At 71.3% G+C, this 18,661-nt stretch carries 19 protein-coding genes; 9 read left to right on the plus strand and 10 right to left on the minus strand.

What is annotated here, in order from left to right:
* The first annotated feature begins 29 nt into the window (after positions 1-29).
* Positions 30-1,253: a family 10 glycosylhydrolase gene (locus tag NW895_RS13740; protein ID WP_289935767.1), complete on the plus strand. Its 1,224-nt coding sequence runs from the start codon at positions 30-32 to the stop codon at positions 1,251-1,253.
* Position 1,254: 1 nt separating this feature from the next.
* Here the strand turns inward: NW895_RS13740 and NW895_RS13745 are convergent, their stop codons facing one another.
* Entirely contained in the window at positions 1,255-1,449 is a 195-nt protein-coding gene (locus tag NW895_RS13745; RefSeq protein WP_289935768.1) for a DUF1918 domain-containing protein, read from the minus strand.
* A 16-nt stretch (positions 1,450-1,465) separates the two neighbouring features.
* Positions 1,466-2,386 (minus strand): DMT family transporter, encoded by a 921-nt coding sequence (locus NW895_RS13750; RefSeq protein WP_289935769.1) that lies wholly within the window; start codon positions 2,384-2,386, stop codon positions 1,466-1,468.
* Here NW895_RS13750 and NW895_RS13755 point away from each other — a divergent pair.
* On the plus strand, positions 2,385-3,839 hold the full coding sequence (locus NW895_RS13755) for a PLP-dependent aminotransferase family protein (protein ID WP_289935770.1): 1,455 nt from the start codon (positions 2,385-2,387) through the stop codon (positions 3,837-3,839). The genes NW895_RS13750 and NW895_RS13755 overlap by 2 nt on opposite strands.
* On the opposite strand, the gene NW895_RS13760 is transcribed toward NW895_RS13755, so the two are convergent.
* On the minus strand, positions 3,836-4,456 hold the full coding sequence (locus NW895_RS13760; protein ID WP_289935771.1) for a DUF6461 domain-containing protein: 621 nt from the start codon (positions 4,454-4,456) through the stop codon (positions 3,836-3,838). The two genes, NW895_RS13755 and NW895_RS13760, sit on opposite strands and share 4 nt — an antisense overlap.
* Before the next feature lie 129 nt (positions 4,457-4,585).
* Here NW895_RS13760 and NW895_RS13765 point away from each other — a divergent pair, with 129 nt between their 5' ends.
* Positions 4,586-5,176, plus strand: a complete 591-nt coding sequence (locus tag NW895_RS13765) for a histidine phosphatase family protein (protein WP_289935772.1) — start codon at positions 4,586-4,588, stop codon at positions 5,174-5,176.
* Here NW895_RS13765 and NW895_RS13770 read toward each other — a convergent pair.
* Positions 5,158-5,601: a DUF6314 family protein gene (locus NW895_RS13770; protein WP_289935773.1), complete on the minus strand. Its 444-nt coding sequence runs from the start codon at positions 5,599-5,601 to the stop codon at positions 5,158-5,160. The genes NW895_RS13765 and NW895_RS13770 overlap by 19 nt on opposite strands.
* A 129-nt stretch (positions 5,602-5,730) precedes the next feature.
* Between NW895_RS13770 and NW895_RS13775 the strand changes: the two genes are divergently transcribed.
* Positions 5,731-8,214, plus strand: a complete 2,484-nt coding sequence (locus NW895_RS13775) for an alpha-L-arabinofuranosidase C-terminal domain-containing protein (protein WP_289935774.1) — start codon at positions 5,731-5,733, stop codon at positions 8,212-8,214.
* A 56-nt stretch (positions 8,215-8,270) separates the two neighbouring features.
* On the opposite strand, the gene NW895_RS13780 is transcribed toward NW895_RS13775, so the two are convergent.
* On the minus strand, positions 8,271-8,861 hold the full coding sequence (locus tag NW895_RS13780) for a hypothetical protein (RefSeq protein ID WP_289935775.1): 591 nt from the start codon (positions 8,859-8,861) through the stop codon (positions 8,271-8,273).
* Positions 8,862-9,011: 150 nt separating this feature from the next.
* Between NW895_RS13780 and argC the strand changes: the two genes are divergently transcribed.
* From argC to NW895_RS13805, 5 genes are read left to right on the plus strand one after another with little or no spacing between them, the layout of a single operon-like run.
* The gene (gene argC / locus NW895_RS13785) at positions 9,012-10,040 is read left to right on the plus strand and encodes an N-acetyl-gamma-glutamyl-phosphate reductase (RefSeq protein WP_289935776.1); all 1,029 of its coding nucleotides are present in this window, start codon (positions 9,012-9,014) and stop codon (positions 10,038-10,040) included.
* Positions 10,037-11,188 carry a bifunctional glutamate N-acetyltransferase/amino-acid acetyltransferase ArgJ gene (gene argJ, locus NW895_RS13790; protein ID WP_289935777.1) on the plus strand — a complete coding sequence of 384 codons (1,152 nt, stop codon included), beginning with the start codon at positions 10,037-10,039 and terminating at the stop codon, positions 11,186-11,188. Before argC ends, argJ begins: the two co-directional genes overlap by 4 nt.
* Positions 11,185-12,087 (plus strand): acetylglutamate kinase, encoded by a 903-nt coding sequence (gene argB / locus NW895_RS13795; protein ID WP_289935778.1) that lies wholly within the window; start codon positions 11,185-11,187, stop codon positions 12,085-12,087. Before argJ ends, argB begins: the two co-directional genes overlap by 4 nt.
* Entirely contained in the window at positions 12,084-13,289 is a 1,206-nt protein-coding gene (locus NW895_RS13800) for an acetylornithine transaminase (protein WP_289935779.1), read from the plus strand. Before argB ends, NW895_RS13800 begins: the two co-directional genes overlap by 4 nt.
* Positions 13,290-13,296: 7 nt before the next feature.
* On the plus strand, positions 13,297-13,836 hold the full coding sequence (locus NW895_RS13805) for an arginine repressor (protein ID WP_289935780.1): 540 nt from the start codon (positions 13,297-13,299) through the stop codon (positions 13,834-13,836).
* 21 nt (positions 13,837-13,857) lie between these two features.
* Here the strand turns inward: NW895_RS13805 and NW895_RS13810 are convergent, their stop codons facing one another.
* The 5 genes from NW895_RS13810 to NW895_RS13830 form a co-directional block, all read right to left on the minus strand.
* Entirely contained in the window at positions 13,858-14,661 is an 804-nt protein-coding gene (locus NW895_RS13810) for an FAD:protein FMN transferase (RefSeq protein ID WP_289935781.1), read from the minus strand.
* Positions 14,654-15,730 (minus strand): FMN-binding protein, encoded by a 1,077-nt coding sequence (locus NW895_RS13815; RefSeq protein ID WP_289935782.1) that lies wholly within the window; start codon positions 15,728-15,730, stop codon positions 14,654-14,656. The genes NW895_RS13810 and NW895_RS13815 overlap by 8 nt, the downstream gene beginning before the upstream one ends.
* Before the next feature lie 61 nt (positions 15,731-15,791).
* Positions 15,792-17,174 carry a ferredoxin reductase family protein gene (locus tag NW895_RS13820; RefSeq protein WP_289935783.1) on the minus strand — a complete coding sequence of 461 codons (1,383 nt, stop codon included), beginning with the start codon at positions 17,172-17,174 and terminating at the stop codon, positions 15,792-15,794.
* Positions 17,175-17,312: 138 nt separating this feature from the next.
* Positions 17,313-18,005, minus strand: a complete 693-nt coding sequence (locus tag NW895_RS13825; RefSeq protein ID WP_289935784.1) for a L,D-transpeptidase family protein — start codon at positions 18,003-18,005, stop codon at positions 17,313-17,315.
* A gap of 3 nt (positions 18,006-18,008) precedes the next feature.
* Positions 18,009-18,596 carry a pyridoxamine 5'-phosphate oxidase family protein gene (locus tag NW895_RS13830; RefSeq protein ID WP_289935785.1) on the minus strand — a complete coding sequence of 196 codons (588 nt, stop codon included), beginning with the start codon at positions 18,594-18,596 and terminating at the stop codon, positions 18,009-18,011.
* Positions 18,597-18,661 lie beyond the last annotated feature (65 nt).

An 18,661-nucleotide genomic window follows, 5' to 3' on the forward strand; every position in this document is an offset into this window, starting at 1 on the left:
TTCCGCGGCTTGTGCAGGAGATGTTGCAGATGGGCCAAGTGTCACGTCGGGCGTTCGCGCTGGCCGCGTTGTCGGCCCTGACCATGGCGCCGCAGGCGTCGGCCAGGCCGGGGCGCCGGCGCGCGGTCACCGAGATGCGGGGTGTGTGGGTGGCGACCGTGGCGAACCGCGACTGGCCTTCCCGGCCGGGGCTGCCCGCGGCGGAGCAGCGCGCCGAGCTGATCGCCCACCTCGACCGGGCGGCGCAGAACCGCCTGAACACGGTGATCCTGCAGGTGCGGCCGACGGCCGACGCGCTGTGGCCCTCGTCCTTCGAGCCGTGGTCGCAGTACCTCACCGGAACCCAGGGCGCGTCCCCGGGCTGGGACCCGCTGGGTACGGCCGTGGAGGAGGCCCACGCCCGTGGCCTGGAGCTGCACGCCTGGTTCAACCCGTACCGGGTCGCGAGCCACGCGGACCCCACGCGGCTGGTCGCCACCCATCCCGCCCGCAAGCACCCGGAGTGGGTGGTGACGTACGGCGGGAAGCTGTACTACAACCCCGGCCTGCCCGAGGTCCGTGCCTTCGTGCAGGACGCGATGCTCGACGCGGTGCGGCAGTACCCGGTCGACGCGGTGCACTTCGACGACTACTTCTACCCGTATCCCGTCGCGGGCCAGACCTTCGACGACGACGCGGCCTACGCCGACCACGGCGGCGGCTTCGCGCGACGGGCCGACTGGCGGCGGGACAACATCGACCGGCTGGTGCGCGAGACGGCGGCCCGCATCGAGCGGATCCGGCCCGGCACCCAGTTCGGCATCAGCCCGTTCGGCGTGTGGCGCAACGAGGCCACCGACCCGTTCGGCTCGGACACCCGGGCGGGTGTGCAGACGTACGACGACCTGTACGCGGACACCCGCAGATGGGTCCGCGAGGGCTGGATCGACTACATCGTCCCGCAGCTGTACTGGCACATCGGGTTCGACGCCGCCGACTACGACGAGCTGGTCTCCTGGTGGGCGGAGGTGGCGCGGGGCAGCCGGACCAGCCTGTACCTGGGTGAGGCGCTGTACAAGGCCGGTGACCCGGCCCAGGCCGCCGCCTGGCAGGACCCGGCCGAGCTGTCCCGGCACCTCACGCTGGCCCGGAACCACGCGGAGGTGCGCGGGCACGTCTTCTTCGCCGCCCAGGACGTCGCGGCGGACCCGATCGGCGCGATGGCGCGGGTGGTCGCCGACCACTACCGGCAGCCGGCGGTGCCCCCGCGCTGATCTAGGGTCGCGTCTCCTTGTGGCGGATCTCGGTGTCGGGGCCGGGGGAGCACACGCCCTCGTGCCCGTCCTCGAAGCGGACGCGGTACGGGGGGTTGCCTTCCTGGCCCATCACTTCGACGATCTCGCCGACCTTGTCATGTTGACCGACCACCCTGCCGTGCTGGACAAGCTGGTCGCCCACGGTTGCACGCATCTGGGGCCTCCTCACCTCAGCCTCGGGTCCGCTGGGTCACGGCGATGCAGACGAGCACCGCCGTGGCCGTGAGCGGAGCGGCCACCGTCAGGTGCTCGCCCAGCAGCAGCACCGACCACACCAGTGTGAGCAGGGGCTGGGCCAACTGCAACTGGCTGGCCTTCGGGATGCCGATCGCCGCCATGCCCCGGTACCACACGACCAGGCCGAGGAACTGCGAGCCCGCCGCCACCCACAGCAACCCGGTCACGCTGTGCGCGGTCAGCCGCACGGGCTCGTACGCCAGGGCGAGCGCGGAGGCCGGCACGGTGAGCGGCAGACCCAGCACCAGCGCCCAGCCGATGACCTGCCAGCCCGGCATGACCCGGGCCAGCCGGCCGCCCTCGGTGTAGCCGGCCGCGCACGCCAGCAGCGCCGCGAACAGATACAGGTCGGCGGTGGTCAGCGCGCCGCCGCTCTGCTGCACGGTGAAGGCGAGCACCGCCGCGGCACCCGCCAGCGCGGCCGCCCAGAAGGTGCGGGAGGGGCGGGCGCCGACGCGCAGGGCGGACAGGAGCGCGGTCGTCAGGGGCAGCAGGCCGACCACCACGGCGGCGTGCGCGGTCGAGGACGTCTCCAGGGCGAGCGTGGTGAGCAGCGGGAAGCCGAGAACCACACCGGCGAGGACCACGGCGATGCCCGCCCAGTGGCGGCGGCCGGGCAGCGGCACGCGCAGCGCCAGCAGACAGGTGCCCGCGATCACTGCGGCGAGGACGCTGCGCACGGCGACGAGGGACCAGGGGCCGAAGCCCTCCAGGCCCCAGGCGGTGGCGGGGAAGGTGAGGGAGAAGGCGGTGACGCCCAGGGCGGCCTGGAGGGCGCCTGGGGCGGGACGCTCCCGGTCGGGGGTGGTGACTGCTATCCCGGGCGCGGTAGTAGCGCTACTCTGTGTTCTCATGCAAGAGCGTAGCAGTGTGGGTGAGCTCGCGAATCAGCTGCGGCGGGAGCTGGACCGCTACTCACCGGGTGGAAAGCTCCCGTCGAGTCGAGCTCTGGTCGAGCGCTTCCGGGTCAGCCCGGTGACCGTCTCGCGTGCCCTGGCCCAGCTGACCGCCGAGGGGCTCGTGGTCACCCGGCCCGGCGCCGGCGCGTTCCGCGCGCAGCCCCATGCCGCCGCCGGGGACATCGGGGACACCTCCTGGCAGGAGATCGCCCTGAGCGCGGACGGCGCCGCGGACCTCGTACCGCGCTCGGTGGACGCCTCCGGTGTCCTGGTCTCGCTGGCCGCCCCCTCGCCCGGCGTCATCGAGTTCAACGGCGGCTATCTGCACCCCTCGCTGCAGCCGGAGCGGGCGATGGCGGCGGCGCTGTCCCGGGCGGGACGCCGGCCCGGCGCCTGGGGGCGGCCGCCCATGGAGGGGCTGGCGGAGCTGCGGGAGTGGTTCGCCCGGAGCATCGGCGGGCCCGGAGGGAGCGTCACGGCCGCCGAGGTGCTGGTCACCGCCGGCGGCCAGTCCGCGCTCACCACCGCCCTGCGGGCCCTCGCCCCGCCCGGCGCTCCCGTCCTCGTCGAGTCGCCCACCTACCCGGGCATGCTGGCGATCGCGCGGGCGGCCGGGCTGCGGCCCGTGCCCGTGCCCGTGGACGCGGACGGTGTGAAACCGGCACTGCTCGCCGGCGCGTTCCGGGCGACCGGTGCCCGGGTCTTCGTCTGCCAGCCGCTGTTCCAGAACCCGACCGGCGCCGTGCTCGCCCCCGAGCGGCGCGGCGAGGTGCTGCGGATCGCGCGCGAGGCCGGGGCGTTCGTCGTCGAGGACGACTTCGCACGGTGGTTGGTGCACGAGGACGCGGGCCCGCTGCCGCGCCCGCTCGCCGCCGAGGACCCCGACGGCGTCGTCGTCCACGTCTGCTCGCTGACCAAGGCGGCCTCGCCCAGTTTCCGGGTGGGCGCCCTGGCCGCCCGCGGTCCGGTGCTGGAGCGGCTGCGGGCCATCCAGGTCGTCGACACCTTCTTCGTGCCCCGGCCGCTGCAGGAGGCCGCGCTCGAACTCGTCGGTTCACCCGCCTGGCACCGCCACCTGCGCACGATCTCGAAGGAGCTGAAGAGCCGCCGCGACACCGTGACGGCGGCGCTCCGGCTCGACCTCCCGGAACTCGCCCTGCCGCACATCCCGCCCGGCGGCTACCACCTGTGGCTGCGCCTGCCCGACGGCGCCGGGGGAGAGGCCGCCCTGACGGCGGCCGCCCTGCGCGCGGGCGTCGCGATCACACCGGGACGCCCGTACTTCAGCGCCGAGCCCCCCGCCGCGCACATCCGGTTGAGCTTCGCGGCGGTGGCGGGCGCCGGGGAGCTCACGGAAGGGGTACGACGGCTGCGCACGGCCTGTGACGAGGTGCTCCGAACTGCCTAGCGCTCGGGCACCGGGGCGACACCGCAGAGGAACTCCGCGGAGGCGAGGAGCTGCGGCGTCAGGCGTATGCCCGTCAGTCGGTGGGCCAGGGCGAAGGCGGCCTCGGTGTGTTCCGAGTAGTCGCGGTCGTCGCCGTCGCTGAGGTCGAAGCCCGACTCCCGCATCTCGGTGAGGAGACCGTCGGCGTGACTGCCGTCGCGGGCGCAGGCGAAGAGCGGCTCGAAGTGGAGGCGGACGTCGCCGTCCTCGAACCAGTAGAAGTGGTCCACCGCGTTGACGTTGCGGAAATGGGAGACCACCCGGCGGCCGCGGGAGACGGGGATCATGGCCGCGTGCCGGATGCCCAGGTAGCCGTTGTACTCGACCATCAGCGTCCAGCCGCCGACGGCGGTCACGCCGACGAAGAGCCGCTCGCCGTCGTGGCCGTCCCACGACTCGTACGACGGCTCGCACAGCCCGTCCACCCCGGTGATCCGCGTCCGGGGCTCGGCGCCGAGCTCCTGGAGCAGTCTCTCGGGCGTGATGTCCCGGACCAGTGTGAGGCAGTAGGCCTCCATCAGCGCCGGATACTCCACGTCCAGCCATGCGTAGTCGGCGGCGGTCGTCACAGCAGTCATGTGCGCAGCATGGCAGCCGCCACTGACAATGCCCCGAAGGCCCGGCTAGTGAGTAAGGTTCGGCGCACCCTGGGTAACTCCCGTGCAACACCTCTTGACCTGCGCACTTCCTCGGCTCACGATCGCCGCATGTCGCTTCGGGTCACGTTCGTCGCGGCCGCGCGCAGCTCTCCGCTGCTCGCGGAGCGCTTCGAGGACGACCGGCCGCTGGATCAGGCGGGCTGGGACGAGGTGCTGCGCGTCGCCCGCGATCTGCTGCCGCTCGCGGCGGCGGAGCTGCGCTACTGCTCGCCGACACCCCGCAGCCGCGCCACCGGGGAGGCCCTCGGTTACGCGCCGCTGGTGCAACTCGCCCTGCGGGACTGCGACATGGGCCGCTGGCGGGGGCTGACACTCGGCGAGGCGATGGCCCGTGAGCCTCAGGCGGTGGACGCCTGGCTCGCCGATCCGCGGTCCACGCCGCACGGCGGGGAGTCGCTGCGGGACTTCGTCACCCGCGTCGGCGGCTGGCTCGACACGCGGCCCGTCGAGGACGGCGGCCGCATCGTCGCCGTGGCGGAGCCGTCCGTGATCCGCGCCGCGCTGGTGTACGCCCTGAAGGCGCCGCCCTCGTCGTACTGGAACATCGACATCCGCCCCCTGTCCACCACCACCGTCACCGGCCGCGCGGGCCGCTGGAACCTTCGCTTCGACGCGGTGTCTCAGCCCGCGCGGGCGTAGTCGGTGGTGAGGAGGAGGTCCTTGGCCGGACCGCGCACGCGCCACACCGTCCGCCAGTGGTCCCCGTCGAGGGCGGTGAACGCGCCGCGGTAGAGGTCCGCCGCGCAGGGGTGGTCGCAGACGTGGTGCCCCGAGGTCAGGTCCAGGTCGTGGAAGGGCCGTCCGTCGGCGAAGCGCACGTCCGCCGTCCCCGGGGGACTCCCCGGCAGGAAACGCAGGGTCCGCTCGGCGGGCCGGCCGACGCCCTGCCAGGTGAACGTCCCGGACTCCTCGTGCAGCAGCCCGCCTTCCGCCAGTGGGCCGAAAACCGTCGTACCGGAGAACGCCCCTTCCTCTCCGCTCGCCAGATCCCGCACGGACCGCTCGACCCGCCAGCTCCCCGCCAGGTACGTCAGTACGTCGGGTACCGGCCAGAACCCGCCCATCTGTCCCTCACTTCCGACACTTTCACTGCTGCGGGACCCATTGACGCTCTTGATCCACCTCCCTATCTTGCCGTTCGAAGTGCTGACCGTTGTCCGACATCTCGAACGATTACGAGCCGCGGAGTACCCATGTCACGCACCACACGCACCCGCCTGAGATTCGGCCTGGGTGCAAGCGCCTTCCTGCTGGCCGCCGGACTCACCCCGGCCCCCGCGCACGCCGACGCCACCACCGACTACTCGATCGCCGTCGACCCGGGCGCCAAGGGCGCGACCATCGACGACACCATGTACGGCGTCTTCTTCGAGGACATCAACCGTGCCGCGGACGGCGGTCTGTACGCCGAACTCGTGCAGAACCGGTCCTTCGAGTACTCCACCGCCGACAACGGCTCGTACACACCGCTGACCTCCTGGACGGTCGACGGCACGGCCCAGGTCGTGAACGACGGCGGGCGACTCAACGAGCGCAACCGCAACTACCTCTCCCTGGGCGCCGGTTCGTCCGTGACGAACGCCGGATACAACACCGGCATCCGCGTCGAGCAGGGCAAGAGGTACGACTTCTCGGTGTGGGCCCGCGCCGAGGGCGGCACCACCCTCACCGTCACGCTGAAGGACGCCGCGGGCACGCTGGCGACCGCCCGCCAGGTGGCCGTCAAGGGCGGCTGGGCCAAGTACAAGGCCACCTTCACCGCGACCCGCACCAGCAACCGCGGCCGCCTCGCCGTCGCCGCCACGGACGCGGCGGCCCTCGACATGGTGTCGCTGTTCCCGCGCGACACCTACAAGAACCAGCCGAACGGCCTGCGCAAGGACCTCGCCGAGAAGATCGCCGCCCTGCACCCGGGCTTCGTGCGCTTCCCCGGCGGCTGCCTGGTCAACACCGGCTCCATGCAGGACTACAGCGAGGCCTCCGGCTGGCAGCGCAAACGCTCCTACCAGTGGAAGGACACCATCGGCCCGGTCGAGGAGCGCGCCACCAACGCCAACTTCTGGGGCTACAACCAGAGTTACGGCATCGGCTACTACGAGTACTTCCGCTTCTCCGAGGACATCGGCGCCATGCCGCTGCCCGTCGTCCCGGCCCTGGTGACCGGCTGCGGACAGAACAAGGCCACCGACGACGACGCCCTGCTCAAGCGGCACATCCAGGACACCCTCGACCTCATCGAGTTCGCCAATGGGCCGGCGACGTCGAAGTGGGGCAAGGTGCGCGCACAGATGGGCCACCCCAAGCCCTTCCACCTCACCCATATCGAGGTCGGCAACGAGGAGAACCTCCCGAAGGAGTTCTTCGCCCGCTTCCAGCAGTTCCGGGCCGCCATCGAGGCCAAGTACCCGGACATCACCGTCATCTCCAACTCCGGCCCGGACGACTCCGGCACGACCTTCGACACGGCCTGGCAGCTCAACCGGGACGCCAAGGTCGACATGGTCGACGAGCACTACTACAACAACCCGCAGTGGTTCCTTCAGAACAACGACCGCTACGACTCCTACGACAGGAACGGCCCGAAGGTCTTCCTCGGCGAGTACGCCTCCCAGGGCAACGCCTGGAAGAACGCCCTCTCCGAGGCCGCCTTCATGACCGGCCTGGAGCGCAACGCGGACGTCGTCAAGCTCGCCTCGTACGCACCGCTGCTCGCCAACGAGGACTACGTGCAGTGGCGGCCGGACCTGATCTGGTTCAACAACCGCGCCTCCTGGAACTCGACGAACTACGAGGTCCAGAAGCTCTTCATGAACAACGTCGGCGAACGCGTGGTCCCGTCGAAGGCGACCACCACGCCGAACGTCAGCGGCCCCATCACCGGTGCCGTCGGCCTGTCGACGTGGGCGACCAGCGCGGCGTACGACGACGTGAAGGTGACCGCCGCGGACGGCTCGACGCTGCTCAGCGACGACTTCTCCGGTGACGCCTCCCGGTGGACCCACACCGGGGGCGGCAGCTGGAGCATCCAGGACGGCCAGTACGTCCAGACGGACGCCGCCGCCGAGAACACCATGGTCCAGGCCGGCGACCCGTCCTGGCACGACTACGACCTGCATGTGAAGGCCACCAAGAAGTCCGGCAAGGAGGGCTTCCTCGTCGCCTTCGGCGTCAAGGACACCGGCAACTACTACTGGTGGAACCTGGGCGGCTGGAACAACACCCAGTCCGCCGTCGAGCAGGCCGTGGACGGCGGCAAGGGAACGCTGATCACCAAGGCCGGGTCGATCGAGACGGGCCGCGCCTACGACATCGACATCAAGGTGCGCGGCCGCCAGGTGACCCTCTACCTCGACGGCAAGGAGTGGGGCAGCTTCACCGACAACAAGCCGGCCGAGCCGTTCCGGCAGGTCGTCACCGAGGACGCCCGGACCGGTGACCTGATCGTCAAGGTCGTCAACGCCCAGGACGCGGCGGCCCGTACCGCGATCGACCTCTGCGGCGCCAAGGTCGCCGACACGGCCCGGGTCACCACCCTGGCCGCCGACCAGGGCGCGGTGAACACCGAGACGGACACTCCGGTCACGCCGGTGACGTCGACCTTCTCGGGGGTCGGCGCCAAGTTCACGTACACCTTCCCGGCCAACTCCGTCACCTTCCTGCGGATCAAGCAGAGGTAACCGTCGGGACCGGATCCGCGGGCTGCCGTCCACCAGGGCGGCAGCCCGCGCGCGTCTCACGTCCGGAAGGGCGGGAGGACCTTGAACCGGTCGTCGAGCGTGACGGTCGGTGTGATCCGCTCAAGGGCCTCGCGGACGAGGGTGAGCGGGTGGTCGGGGAACTGCGGGTCCCACTGCTCGTGGTCTCCCACGTGGTACGGCAGGCCGCCGCTCAGGCCGGGTGCGTACGGGTGCTGCCGGAAATAGCCGGCCGGGCCCACCTGCGCCATGACCATCGCCTCGCGCATCCCGGTGGTCGCGCCCTCGGCGGCCTGCACCTTCAGGACCGTGCTGCAGCCGGCCCGCGGGACCGTCCAGGACCCGAGAAAGACCTGGCCGTGGCCGTTCGGCCGCGGCACCTTGATCAACTGCCGGACCGCGGGCACACCGTCCACGGCCCCGAGCACCGCCTCGATGAGCCCCCCGCCCGCCCCGGCCGCACCCCGCGCGAGACCGGACCGGAGCCGGTCGGGGTCCTCCAGTGAGGCCGGAAGGTCCGGTACGAGGGGAAAGAAGTGGACCGACAGGACGAGTCCTCGCTCGTCGGTCCACACGCCGGGCTCACGCGCGGTGAAGCCGGTCAGGTCCAGGCCGGTGATCGGTGTCATGGAGATCATTGTCGAACGCGACCGCGCGGACCGCCGAGAGAGCCCGCGCGGGGCCCGTTCCGCGTCCCTGGCTCCTCCCCGCGACCTGCCGACATGGATTGCATAAACGTGCATGGAAACGTATAGTCATGCCATCTAGGAGGAGGTTCCATGGCGGTACGTGCGGCAGTGGCCGGAGCGAGTGGATACGCGGGCGGGGAACTGCTGCGTCTGCTCCTGGCGCACCCCGAGGTCGAGATCGGTGCCCTGACCGGCAACTCCAACGCGGGACAGAAGCTCGGCGCGCTCCAGCCGCACCTGCTGCCGCTGGCCGACCGGGTCCTTGAGGAGACCACCCCGGACGTCCTCGCCGGGCACGACGTCGTCTTCCTCGCGCTGCCGCACGGGCAGTCCGCCGCCGTCGCCGAGCGGCTCGGGCCGGACGTGCTCGTGATCGACATGGGCGCCGACTTCCGGCTCACAAACGCCGCCGACTGGGAGAAGTTCTACGGCTCCCCGCACGCCGGCACCTGGCCCTACGGCCTCCCCGAACTGCCGGGCGGCCGCGCTGCGCTGGAGGGGTCCAGGCGCATCGCGGTGCCCGGCTGCTACCCGACCGCCGTGTCGCTGGCACTCTTCCCGGCGTACGCGGCGGGCATCGCCGAGACCGAGGCCGTCATCGTCGCCGCCTCCGGCACCTCCGGCGCGGGCAAGGCGCCCAAGCCCCACCTGCTGGGCAGCGAGGTCATGGGCTCCATGTCGCCGTACGGGGTGGGCGGCGTCCACCGGCACACGCCCGAGATGATCCAGAACCTCAGCGCGGCCGCCGGTGAGACCGTCTCCGTCTCCTTCACACCGACCCTCGCGCCGATGCCCCGGGGCATCCTCGCCACGTGCAGTGCGAAGGCTCGTGAAGGCGTCACCGCCGACTCCGTCCGCGCCGCGTACGAGAAGGCCTTCACCGGCGAACCGTTTGTGCACCTCCTTCCCGAGGGGCAGTGGCCCGCCACGGCGTCCGTCTACGGTTCCAACGCCGTTCAGGTGCAGGTCGGGTACGACGCCGCCGCGGGACGGATCATCGCGATCAGCGCCATCGACAACCTCACCAAGGGCACCGCGGGCGGTGCCGTCCAGAGCATGAACATCGCCCTGGGTCTCGACGAGACCACCGGACTGACGACGATCGGAGTTGCGCCGTGAGCGTGACGGCAGCGAAGGGATTCACGGCGGCGGGCATCGCCGCCGGAATCAAGGAGAACGGCAACCCCGACCTGGCCCTCGTGGTCAACAACGGCCCCCGCCGCGCCGCCGCGGGCGTCTTCACCTCCAACCGCGTCAAGGCCGCTCCGGTGCTGTGGTCCGAGCAGGTCCTCAAGAGCGGCCAGGTGTCCGCCGTCGTCCTCAACTCCGGGGGCGCCAACGCCTGTACCGGCCCCAAGGGTTTCCAGGACACCCACGCCACCGCCGAGAAGGCCGCCGAGGTGCTCGGGCGGGGTGCCATCGAGGTCGCCGTCTGCTCCACCGGCCTCATCGGCGTGCTCCTGCCCATGGACAAGCTGCTGCCGGGCGTCGAGACCGCCGCCGCCCAGCTCTCCGAGCACGGCGGCGAGAAGGCCGCCATCGCCATCAAGACGACCGACACCGTCCACAAGACGTCCGTCGTCACCAAGGACGGCTGGACCGTCGGCGGCATGGCCAAGGGCGCCGGCATGCTCGCCCCCGGCCTCGCGACCATGCTCGTCGTCCTCACCACCGACGCCGACCTCGACAGCGAGGTGCTGGACAAGGCCCTGCGCGCCGCCACCCGGGTCACCTTCGACCGCGTCGACTCCGACGGCTGCATGTCCACCAACGACACCGTGCTGCTGCTCGCCTCGGGAGCCTCGGAAGTCGTCCCGGAGTACGAGGAGTTCGCCGAGGCCGTACGGGCCGTCTGCGACGACCTCGGCCAGCAGCTGATCCGCGACGCCGAGGGCGCCAGCAAGGACATCAAGGTCGAGGTCGTGGGCGCCGCCACCGAAGCGGACGCCGTCGAGGTGGGCCGCTCCATCGCCCGCAACAACCTCCTCAAGTGCGCCATCCACGGCGAGGACCCCAACTGGGGCCGCGTGCTGTCCGCCATCGGCACGACCTCCGCCGCCTTCGAGCCCGACCAGCTGAACGTCGCCATCAACGGCGTCTGGGTCTGCAAGAACGGCTCCTTCGGAGAGGACCGCGAACTCGTCGACATGCGCTACCGCGAGGTGCACATCGTCGCCGACCTGGCCGCCGGCCAGGAGACCGCCACGATCTGGACCAACGACCTCACCTCCGACTACGTCCACGAGAACAGCGCCTACTCCTCATGAGCACTACGCGTAAACACACCGCACTGCCCAAGGCGCAGATCCTCATCGAGGCGCTGCCCTGGCTGGTCCGGCACAACGGCAAGACCGTCGTCATCAAGTTCGGCGGCAACGCCATGGTCGACGAGGAGCTGAAGGCCGCCTTCGCACAGGACGTGGTGTTCCTGCACCACGCCGGCCTCAAGCCCGTCGTCGTGCACGGCGGCGGCCCGCAGATCAGCGCCGCCCTCGACAGGCACGGCATCGTCAGCGAGTTCAAGGCGGGCCTCAGGGTCACCACCGAGGACGCCATGGACGTCGTCCGCATGGTGCTGGCCGGACAGGTGCAGCGTGAGCTGGTCGGGCTGCTCAACCAGCACGGCCCGCTCGCCGTGGGCCTCACCGGCGAGGACGCGCACACCATCACCGCCACCAGGCACCAGCCCGAGATCGACGGCGAGTTGGTCGACATCGGGCGGGTGGGCGAGATCACCGACATCGACACGGGCGCGATCGAGGCACTGCTCGCCGACGGCCGGATCCCGGTCGTCTCGTCGATCGCCCGTTCCCAGGACGACGGACATGTCTACAACGTCAATGCTGATACGGCGGCTGCGGCACTCGCTGCTGCACTGGGCGCCGAAACCCTCATGGTCCTCACGGACGTCGAGGGCCTCTACGAGGACTGGCCGAACAGCGACGAGGTGATCAGCCGCCTCACCGCTTCCCAGCTGGAGAAGCTGCTGCCGGAGCTGTCCTCCGGCATGGTGCCGAAGATGGAGGGCTGTCTGCACGCCGTGCGCAACGGCGTGAACACCGCCCGCGTCATCGACGGCCGGGTCCAGCACTCCATCCTGCTGGAGATCTTCACCGACGAGGGCATCGGCACGATGGTCGTGCCCGACGAACAGGGGGCGTCGTGAGCAACCAGGAACTGACCGCCCGATGGCAGGGCGCACTCATGAACAACTACGGCACCCCCCGCCTGCCCCTGGTACGCGGTGAGGGCGCCCGGCTGTGGGACGCCGACGGCAACGAGTACCTCGACTTCGTCGGCGGCATCGCGGTCAACGCCCTCGGGCACGCCCACCCGGCGGTCGTCGAGGCGGTCAGCCGGCAGATGGCGTCGCTGGGCCACGTCTCCAACCTGTTCATCGCCGAGCCGCCCGTCGCACTCGCCGAGCGGCTGCTCCAGCTCTTCGGCCGCGACGGCAAGGTGTACTTCTGCAACTCCGGTGCCGAGGCCAACGAGGGCGCGTTCAAGATCGGCCGGCTGACCGGGCGGACGCACATGGTCGCCACCCAGGGCGGCTTCCACGGCCGTACGATGGGCGCCCTCGCGCTGACCGGGCAGCCCGGCAAGCAGGAGCCGTTCCTGCCGCTGCCCGGCGACGTCACGCACGTGCCGTACGGGGACGCACAGGCGCTGGCCGCCGCGGTCACCGAGGAGACGGCCCTCGTCGTCATCGAGCCGATCCAGGGCGAGAACGGGGTCGTCGTGCCCCCGGCGGGCTATCTGAAGGCCGCGCGCGCCATCACCGCCAACGCGGGTGCGCTGCTGGTCCTGGACGAGGTGCAGACGGGCATCGGCCGCACCGGGCACTGGTTCGAGTACCAGGCCCACGAGGGCGTCCTGCCGGACGTCGTCACCCTCGCCAAGGGCCTCGGCGGCGGGCTGCCCCTCGGCGCGACCGTCGCCTTCGGACGGGCCGCGGAGCTGCTCCGGCCCGGGCATCACGGCACGACTTTCGGCGGGAATCCGGTCGTCTGCGCCGCGGGGCTGGCCGTGCTGGACACGATCGAGTCCGAGGGGCTGCTGGAGAACGTCAAGCGGCAGAGCGAGAAGCTGCGTGACGGGATCGAATCCCTGGGCCACGCGTTGATCGGTCATGTCCGGGGAGCGGGCCTTCTCCTCGGTATCGTGCTCACCGGGCCGCTCGCACCGAAGGTGCAGCAGACGGCTCAGGACGCCGGTTTCCTCGTGAACGCGCCCGCCCCCGATGTCGTACGGCTGATGCCGCCGCTGACCCTCGGCGACGACGCGGTGGACGCCTTCCTCGGGGCACTGCCCGGCATCCTTGACAAGGCCGCCGAGGCCGACGGGGACGGACGATCCGGAGAATGAGACGACGATGAGCCAGGCGCAGGACCACGAGCAGCACGCCGGCCCGGCCGTGCCGCAGACGCGCACCGCCCGCCACCGCCGGATCGTGGACATCCTCAACCGGCAGCCGGTGCGCTCGCAGAGCCAACTGGCGAAGTTGCTCGCGGACGACGGGCTGAGCGTCACTCAGGCGACGCTCTCCCGGGACCTGGACGAGCTGAACGCGGTGAAGATCCGCAACACCGACGGCGACCTGATCTACGCGGTGCCGAGTGAGGGGGGTTTCCGCACCCCCCGTGCACCGCTGGGGGGATCGGCGAAGGAGGAGCGGATGCGGCGGCTCTCCCAGGAGCTGCTGATCTCCGCGGAGGCGTCCGCGAACCTGGTGGTGCTGCGGACGCCGCCGGGTGCCGCGCAGTTCCTGGCGTCGGCCATCGACCAGGCCGAGCTGCACGACATCCTGGGGACCATCGCCGGTGACGACACGTTGCTGCTGATCAGCCGGGAGCCGACGGGCGGGCAGGCCCTGGCCGATCATCTGCTGCGGTTGGCGCAGAACGGCCACTGAGAGGGGCGGTGGGCTGCCCGGTCATCCCAACCGGGCGGCCAGGCCCCCAGTGCACCGCACCTCGTCCCCCGCCGTGATCAGCAGCGCCTCCACGTCCGGCAGCGACTCCAGCCACCGCAACCCTTCCCTCGACCCCATCGCGAAGGCTGCCGTCGCCCAGCAGTCCGCCCACGTCAGGCGAGGGCCGACCACCGTGACCGCCAGCAGGTCGGTGACCGCGGAGCGGCCCGTGCGGGGATCGACGATGTGGGTGCCGCGTTCGGCGGTGCCGGATGTGGCGACGGCCAGCTCCGAGGTGCCGGACGCGGAGACCACCGCCGCCAGCCCACCCGGCCTCAGCGGGTCCGACACGCCCACCCGCCACGGCCGCTGCGGCCCCGGCGTGCCGAGCAACTGGACGTCGCCGCCGCCGTTGACGCTCACGCCGGTCACTCCGGGCACCGCCGCCAGCCGCCGGGCCGCGCGTTCCGCGGACCAGCCCTTGACGATCCCGGTCGGGTCGAGGCGGCCCTCGTACGACGTGCTGAACCAGCCGTCGCTCAACCGCTCGGCCTCGGCGCCCAGCTCCAGCACCTCGGCGACCTCGGGATCGCAGTCCTCGACGGTCAGCTCACCGCGCGCCAGCCGGGAGACCTGGCTGTCGTCGCGGTAGGTGCTGAACACCTCGTCGACCCGGTGCAGTCCGGCGATCGCCTCCGCGAGCGCCGACCGCACGGCAACGGGATCCCCGCCGCGGACGTCGAAGGAGAAGACGGTCCCCATCACCTCCTCCGCGTGACGTACCGCGGCGGGAGCCTGTGCGGATTCGGCCACCGTGTCAGCCACCGGCCTGGTCCAGCGCGGACTGGAGGGACTGCTTGTATCCGGCGCTGGTGTAGGTCGCTCCGGAGACGGCGTCGATGTCGGCGTTTCCGGCGGCCACGGCGGCCTGGTTGAGTTTGGGTACGGAGTTCTGGGTGATCTGGTCGCTGCGTCCGCCCTTGGGTGCCTGGACCGCTTCCGCCTTGGTGATCTTGCCGCCGCTGACGGTGATGCGGACCTGGACCGGCCCGTACTGCGTCTGCGCCACGCTGCCGGTCACGGTGCGGGCGGCCTGCGCGTCACCCGAACCCTGTGCGTTCCCCGAGCCCTGGGAGGCACCGGAGCCGGCGGCCTGCACCTGGTCCAGCGCGGACTGGAGGGACTGCTTGTATCCGGCGCTGGTGTAGGTCGCTCCGGAGACGGCGTCGATGTCGGCGTTTCCGGCGGCCACGGCGGCCTGGTTGAGTTTGGGTACGGAGTTCTGGGTGATCTGGTCGCTGCGTCCGCCCTTGGGCGCCTGGACCGCTTCCGCCTTGGTGATCTTGCCGCCGCTGACGGTGATGCGGACCTGGACCGGCCCGTACTGCGTCTGCGCCACGCTGCCGGTCACGGTCTGCGCGCCCTGAGCGGCTCCCGATCCGGCGGCCTGCGCCTTGTCCAGCGCCGACTGCAGGGACTGCTTGTATCCGGCGCTCGTGTACGTCGCCCCGGACACCGCGTCGATCTCGGCGCTCTGCGCGGCGACCGCCGCCTGGTTGAGCTTGGGCACGGCGTCGGCGGTGATCTGGTCGCTGCGTCCGCCCTTGGGCGCCTGGACCGTCTCCGCCTTGGTGATCTTGCCGCCGCTGACCGTCAGACGCACCTGCACGGCGCCGTACTGGGTCTGGGCCGCGTCCCCGGTGACCGTGCCGTTCGCGGCGGCCTGGGCGCCGCCCTGCGGAGCCTCCTGCCCCGCGACGGGCGGCTGCGCCGCACCACCGGCCTGCGCGGAGGCCGGGTCGGACGCCGGCTTCAGCGACAGCATCAGCACGATCCCGGACACGGTGGCGGCGGTGGCGAGCACGGCGCGCCGGACGGGGTGGCTCTTCCTCATCTCTCCTGAGCTCCTGATTCCCTAAGATCCCGAGGATCCCGAAGATCCCGATGTCCGGTCGTCACATCTCGAACGACTCGTGGTGGATGCGGCGGGCGGGGACTCCGGCGCCGCGCAGTGCCTCGTACACCTGCTGCGCGAACCCGGGCGGCCCGCACATGAAGACGTCGTGCTTGTCGATGTCCGGCAGCTTCTGGCGCAGCCGCTCGGCCGAGATGTCCGGACGTTCCCCGTCCGGGCTGTTGACCGCGTACATCAGCCGGGCGCCGCGCTCATCGGCGATCTTGGCCAGCTCGTCCCACAGGGCCAGGTCCTGGGTGCTGTTGGCCCGGTAGAGCAGCGTGATGTCACCGGCCGCGCCGGGCAGCGTCTCGAAGAGGGTCCGCATCGGGGTGATGCCGACACCGCCCGCGACCAGCAGCACCTTGCCGCGGCTGCGGCGCTGGGCGGTCATCGCGCCGTACGGGCCCTCGGCCCACACCTTGGTACCGGGCGTGAGCTCACGCAGCCGGGCGGTGTGGTCGCCGATCGCCTTCACGGTGATCCGCAGCATGTCCGGGCGGGGCGGCGCCGACAGCGAGTACGGGTGGGAGCTGAACCGCATGCCCGGCGCCAGGAACCGCCACCGGAAGAACTGCCCGGCCTCCGCGCCGATGCGGTGCAGCTTGCGCCCGCCGATGAGCACCGACACGATGCCGGGCGTCTCCTCGATGACCGCCTCGACGCGCATCCGGTGCCGCAGGTTCAGCCGGATCGGGGTGAGGATCCGGTACCAGACCACCAGAGCCGTCACCACCCCGTAGAGCCCGTACCAGAAAGTCTTGGCGGAGGGCTCGACGGCGAACTCGTTGCCGGTGGTGATCTGGTGCCAGAACGTCAGGTACACCGCCGCGTAGGTGAGCAGGTGCACGTGGTACCAGGTGTCGTACCCGATCAGGCGGCGCACCCCGCCGATCGAGAGCAGCCCGATGACGAACAGCAGGCCGGTGCCGATGGCCGCCTTGCCCATGTCCGGCAGCTGGTTGATGGAGTCGACGGTCTGCTGGACGATGTCGCCGAGGGTCTTGCCCGCCTGCAGGGCATAGCCCCACATGGTGAGGAAGACGTGGGCGATGACCAGACAGAGCGTGTAGCGACCGCTCATCGCGTGCCAGCGGGCGACCCGGTCCGAGCCCACCCGCCGCTCCAGCGCGGGCACCCGGGCCATCTGCAGCACCACGAGTGCCATCAGGTAGCCCGCGAGCAGGCCGGTGATCCGGCCGGCCGCCAGGATCTTGGCGGTGTCGTCCGCGAGGGACGGCGTGTTGTCCCACCACAGCCACAGCACGCCCGCCGCGCCCGCCCCTACGGCGAGCAACAACGGGACGGCCGGGGAGCGGCGCGGACGGATGCGGCGCATCGTCTGGCGGCGGGCGGCACGGCCGCCGGCGAGCGTGGTGGTCACGGTTCCTCCGTGGGTACGGGACCCTTGGCCCACAGATACGTGCCGCGACCTCAGAGTGTTCAGCGTCCTGCCGAGTCCGGTGCGAGCCGGTGTGACTGGCAGTAACGCATGCTCATGGCGGTGGGTTTTGAGACCGCCTCAGTAGCGCGTGATCGCCGTCGCCCCGCTCGCCGTCCCGATGGCCACATGCGGCCGCGCCCCCGGATCCGCCCACCGCAGGATCCGCCGCATCGCGTCCAGCGGTACGGACACGCAACCGGACGTGGGACCGCGGCCCCTGACGTGCAGGAAGATGCCGGCGCCGCGCCCCCGCACCGGACGTTCGTAGTTGAACCCGATGACCATCGCGTGCGCGTACCGCGTTCCGTACGAGATCAGGTGCTCGGCCTCGGCGGCCCGGCAGTCCGCCGCCCGGGGCTCGGTCCACCGGTTGTACCGGCGGGAGTCGTTGTCCTGGCACCACCAGGAGGTGGCGCGCACCCGGCGGTACTTGTACGCCGTCCCGCCCGGCGCCGCCGAGATGCCGAAGGCGTACGGCAGGTCGTACAGCCCGGTCGGTGTGGTGCCGGTGCCCTGTCTGCGGGAGGCACCCTCGACCAGGCCCCCGGCTCCGAAGAAGGCCGGAGCGGAACCGGCCTTGACCCATCTCCCGCGTCTGAGGTCCCACCACGTCACGGTGCCGGACGTCGAAGCGGTCCGGGGGGCCACGGCGGTGATGAGCTGGGTGCCGCCCCCGGTGCCGGCCATCCGCGCCGGCAACGGCTCGGACGGCGGGCCGCCGCCGGGCACCAGGAGGGACAGGGAGGCGAGGGCGAGGACACCGGGGCGCATGGTTCAGACCGTAGAGGGCGGCAGCGGCAACGGCAGCCCGGGTAGGCCGTCCAGGCTGCTCGCGATGTGCTCCTTCTTGGTGAAGTACTCGCTCAGCGAGGCGTCGTCCTCGCGTGCGAAGCGCTTGCCGTGCAGGTCACGGTCCGCCTCGTACGTCATGAAGGGCACCGCGTATCCACAGGTGTCGCGGACCAGTTCGGCCGTCACGACGATGATCGCGCGCAGGCCGTGCCGGGTCGGGTCGATGTCCGGGAAGTGGGGGAGCAGTTCCCTGAAGCGCGGGTCGTCGCGGAAGACCGGCTCACCGCGGCCGTGGACGCGGACGATGTTCGGCGGTCCCTGGAAGGCGCACCACATCAGGGTGATCCGGCCGTTCTCACGCAGATGCGCGATCGTCTCGGCGTTGGAGCCGGCGAAGTCGAGGTAGGCCACCGTGTGCTCGTCGAGCACCGCGAAGGAGCCCTTGAGGCCCTTGGGGGAGAGGTTGACCGTGCCGTCGGCGGACAAGGGGGCGGTGGCGGTGAAGAAGAGGGGCTGGGACTCGATGAAGGTGCGGAGTCTGCCGTCTATGCGCTCGTAAGTCTTTCCCATGTCTAACGATTATGAGCGCATGTCTTTTGCCTGTCTAAGGAATCGGGGAGTTGCGGTGGCCGCCC

This window comes from Streptomyces sp. S.PNR 29 (genome assembly GCF_030386795.1).
GTDB lineage: Bacteria > Actinomycetota > Actinomycetes > Streptomycetales > Streptomycetaceae > Streptomyces.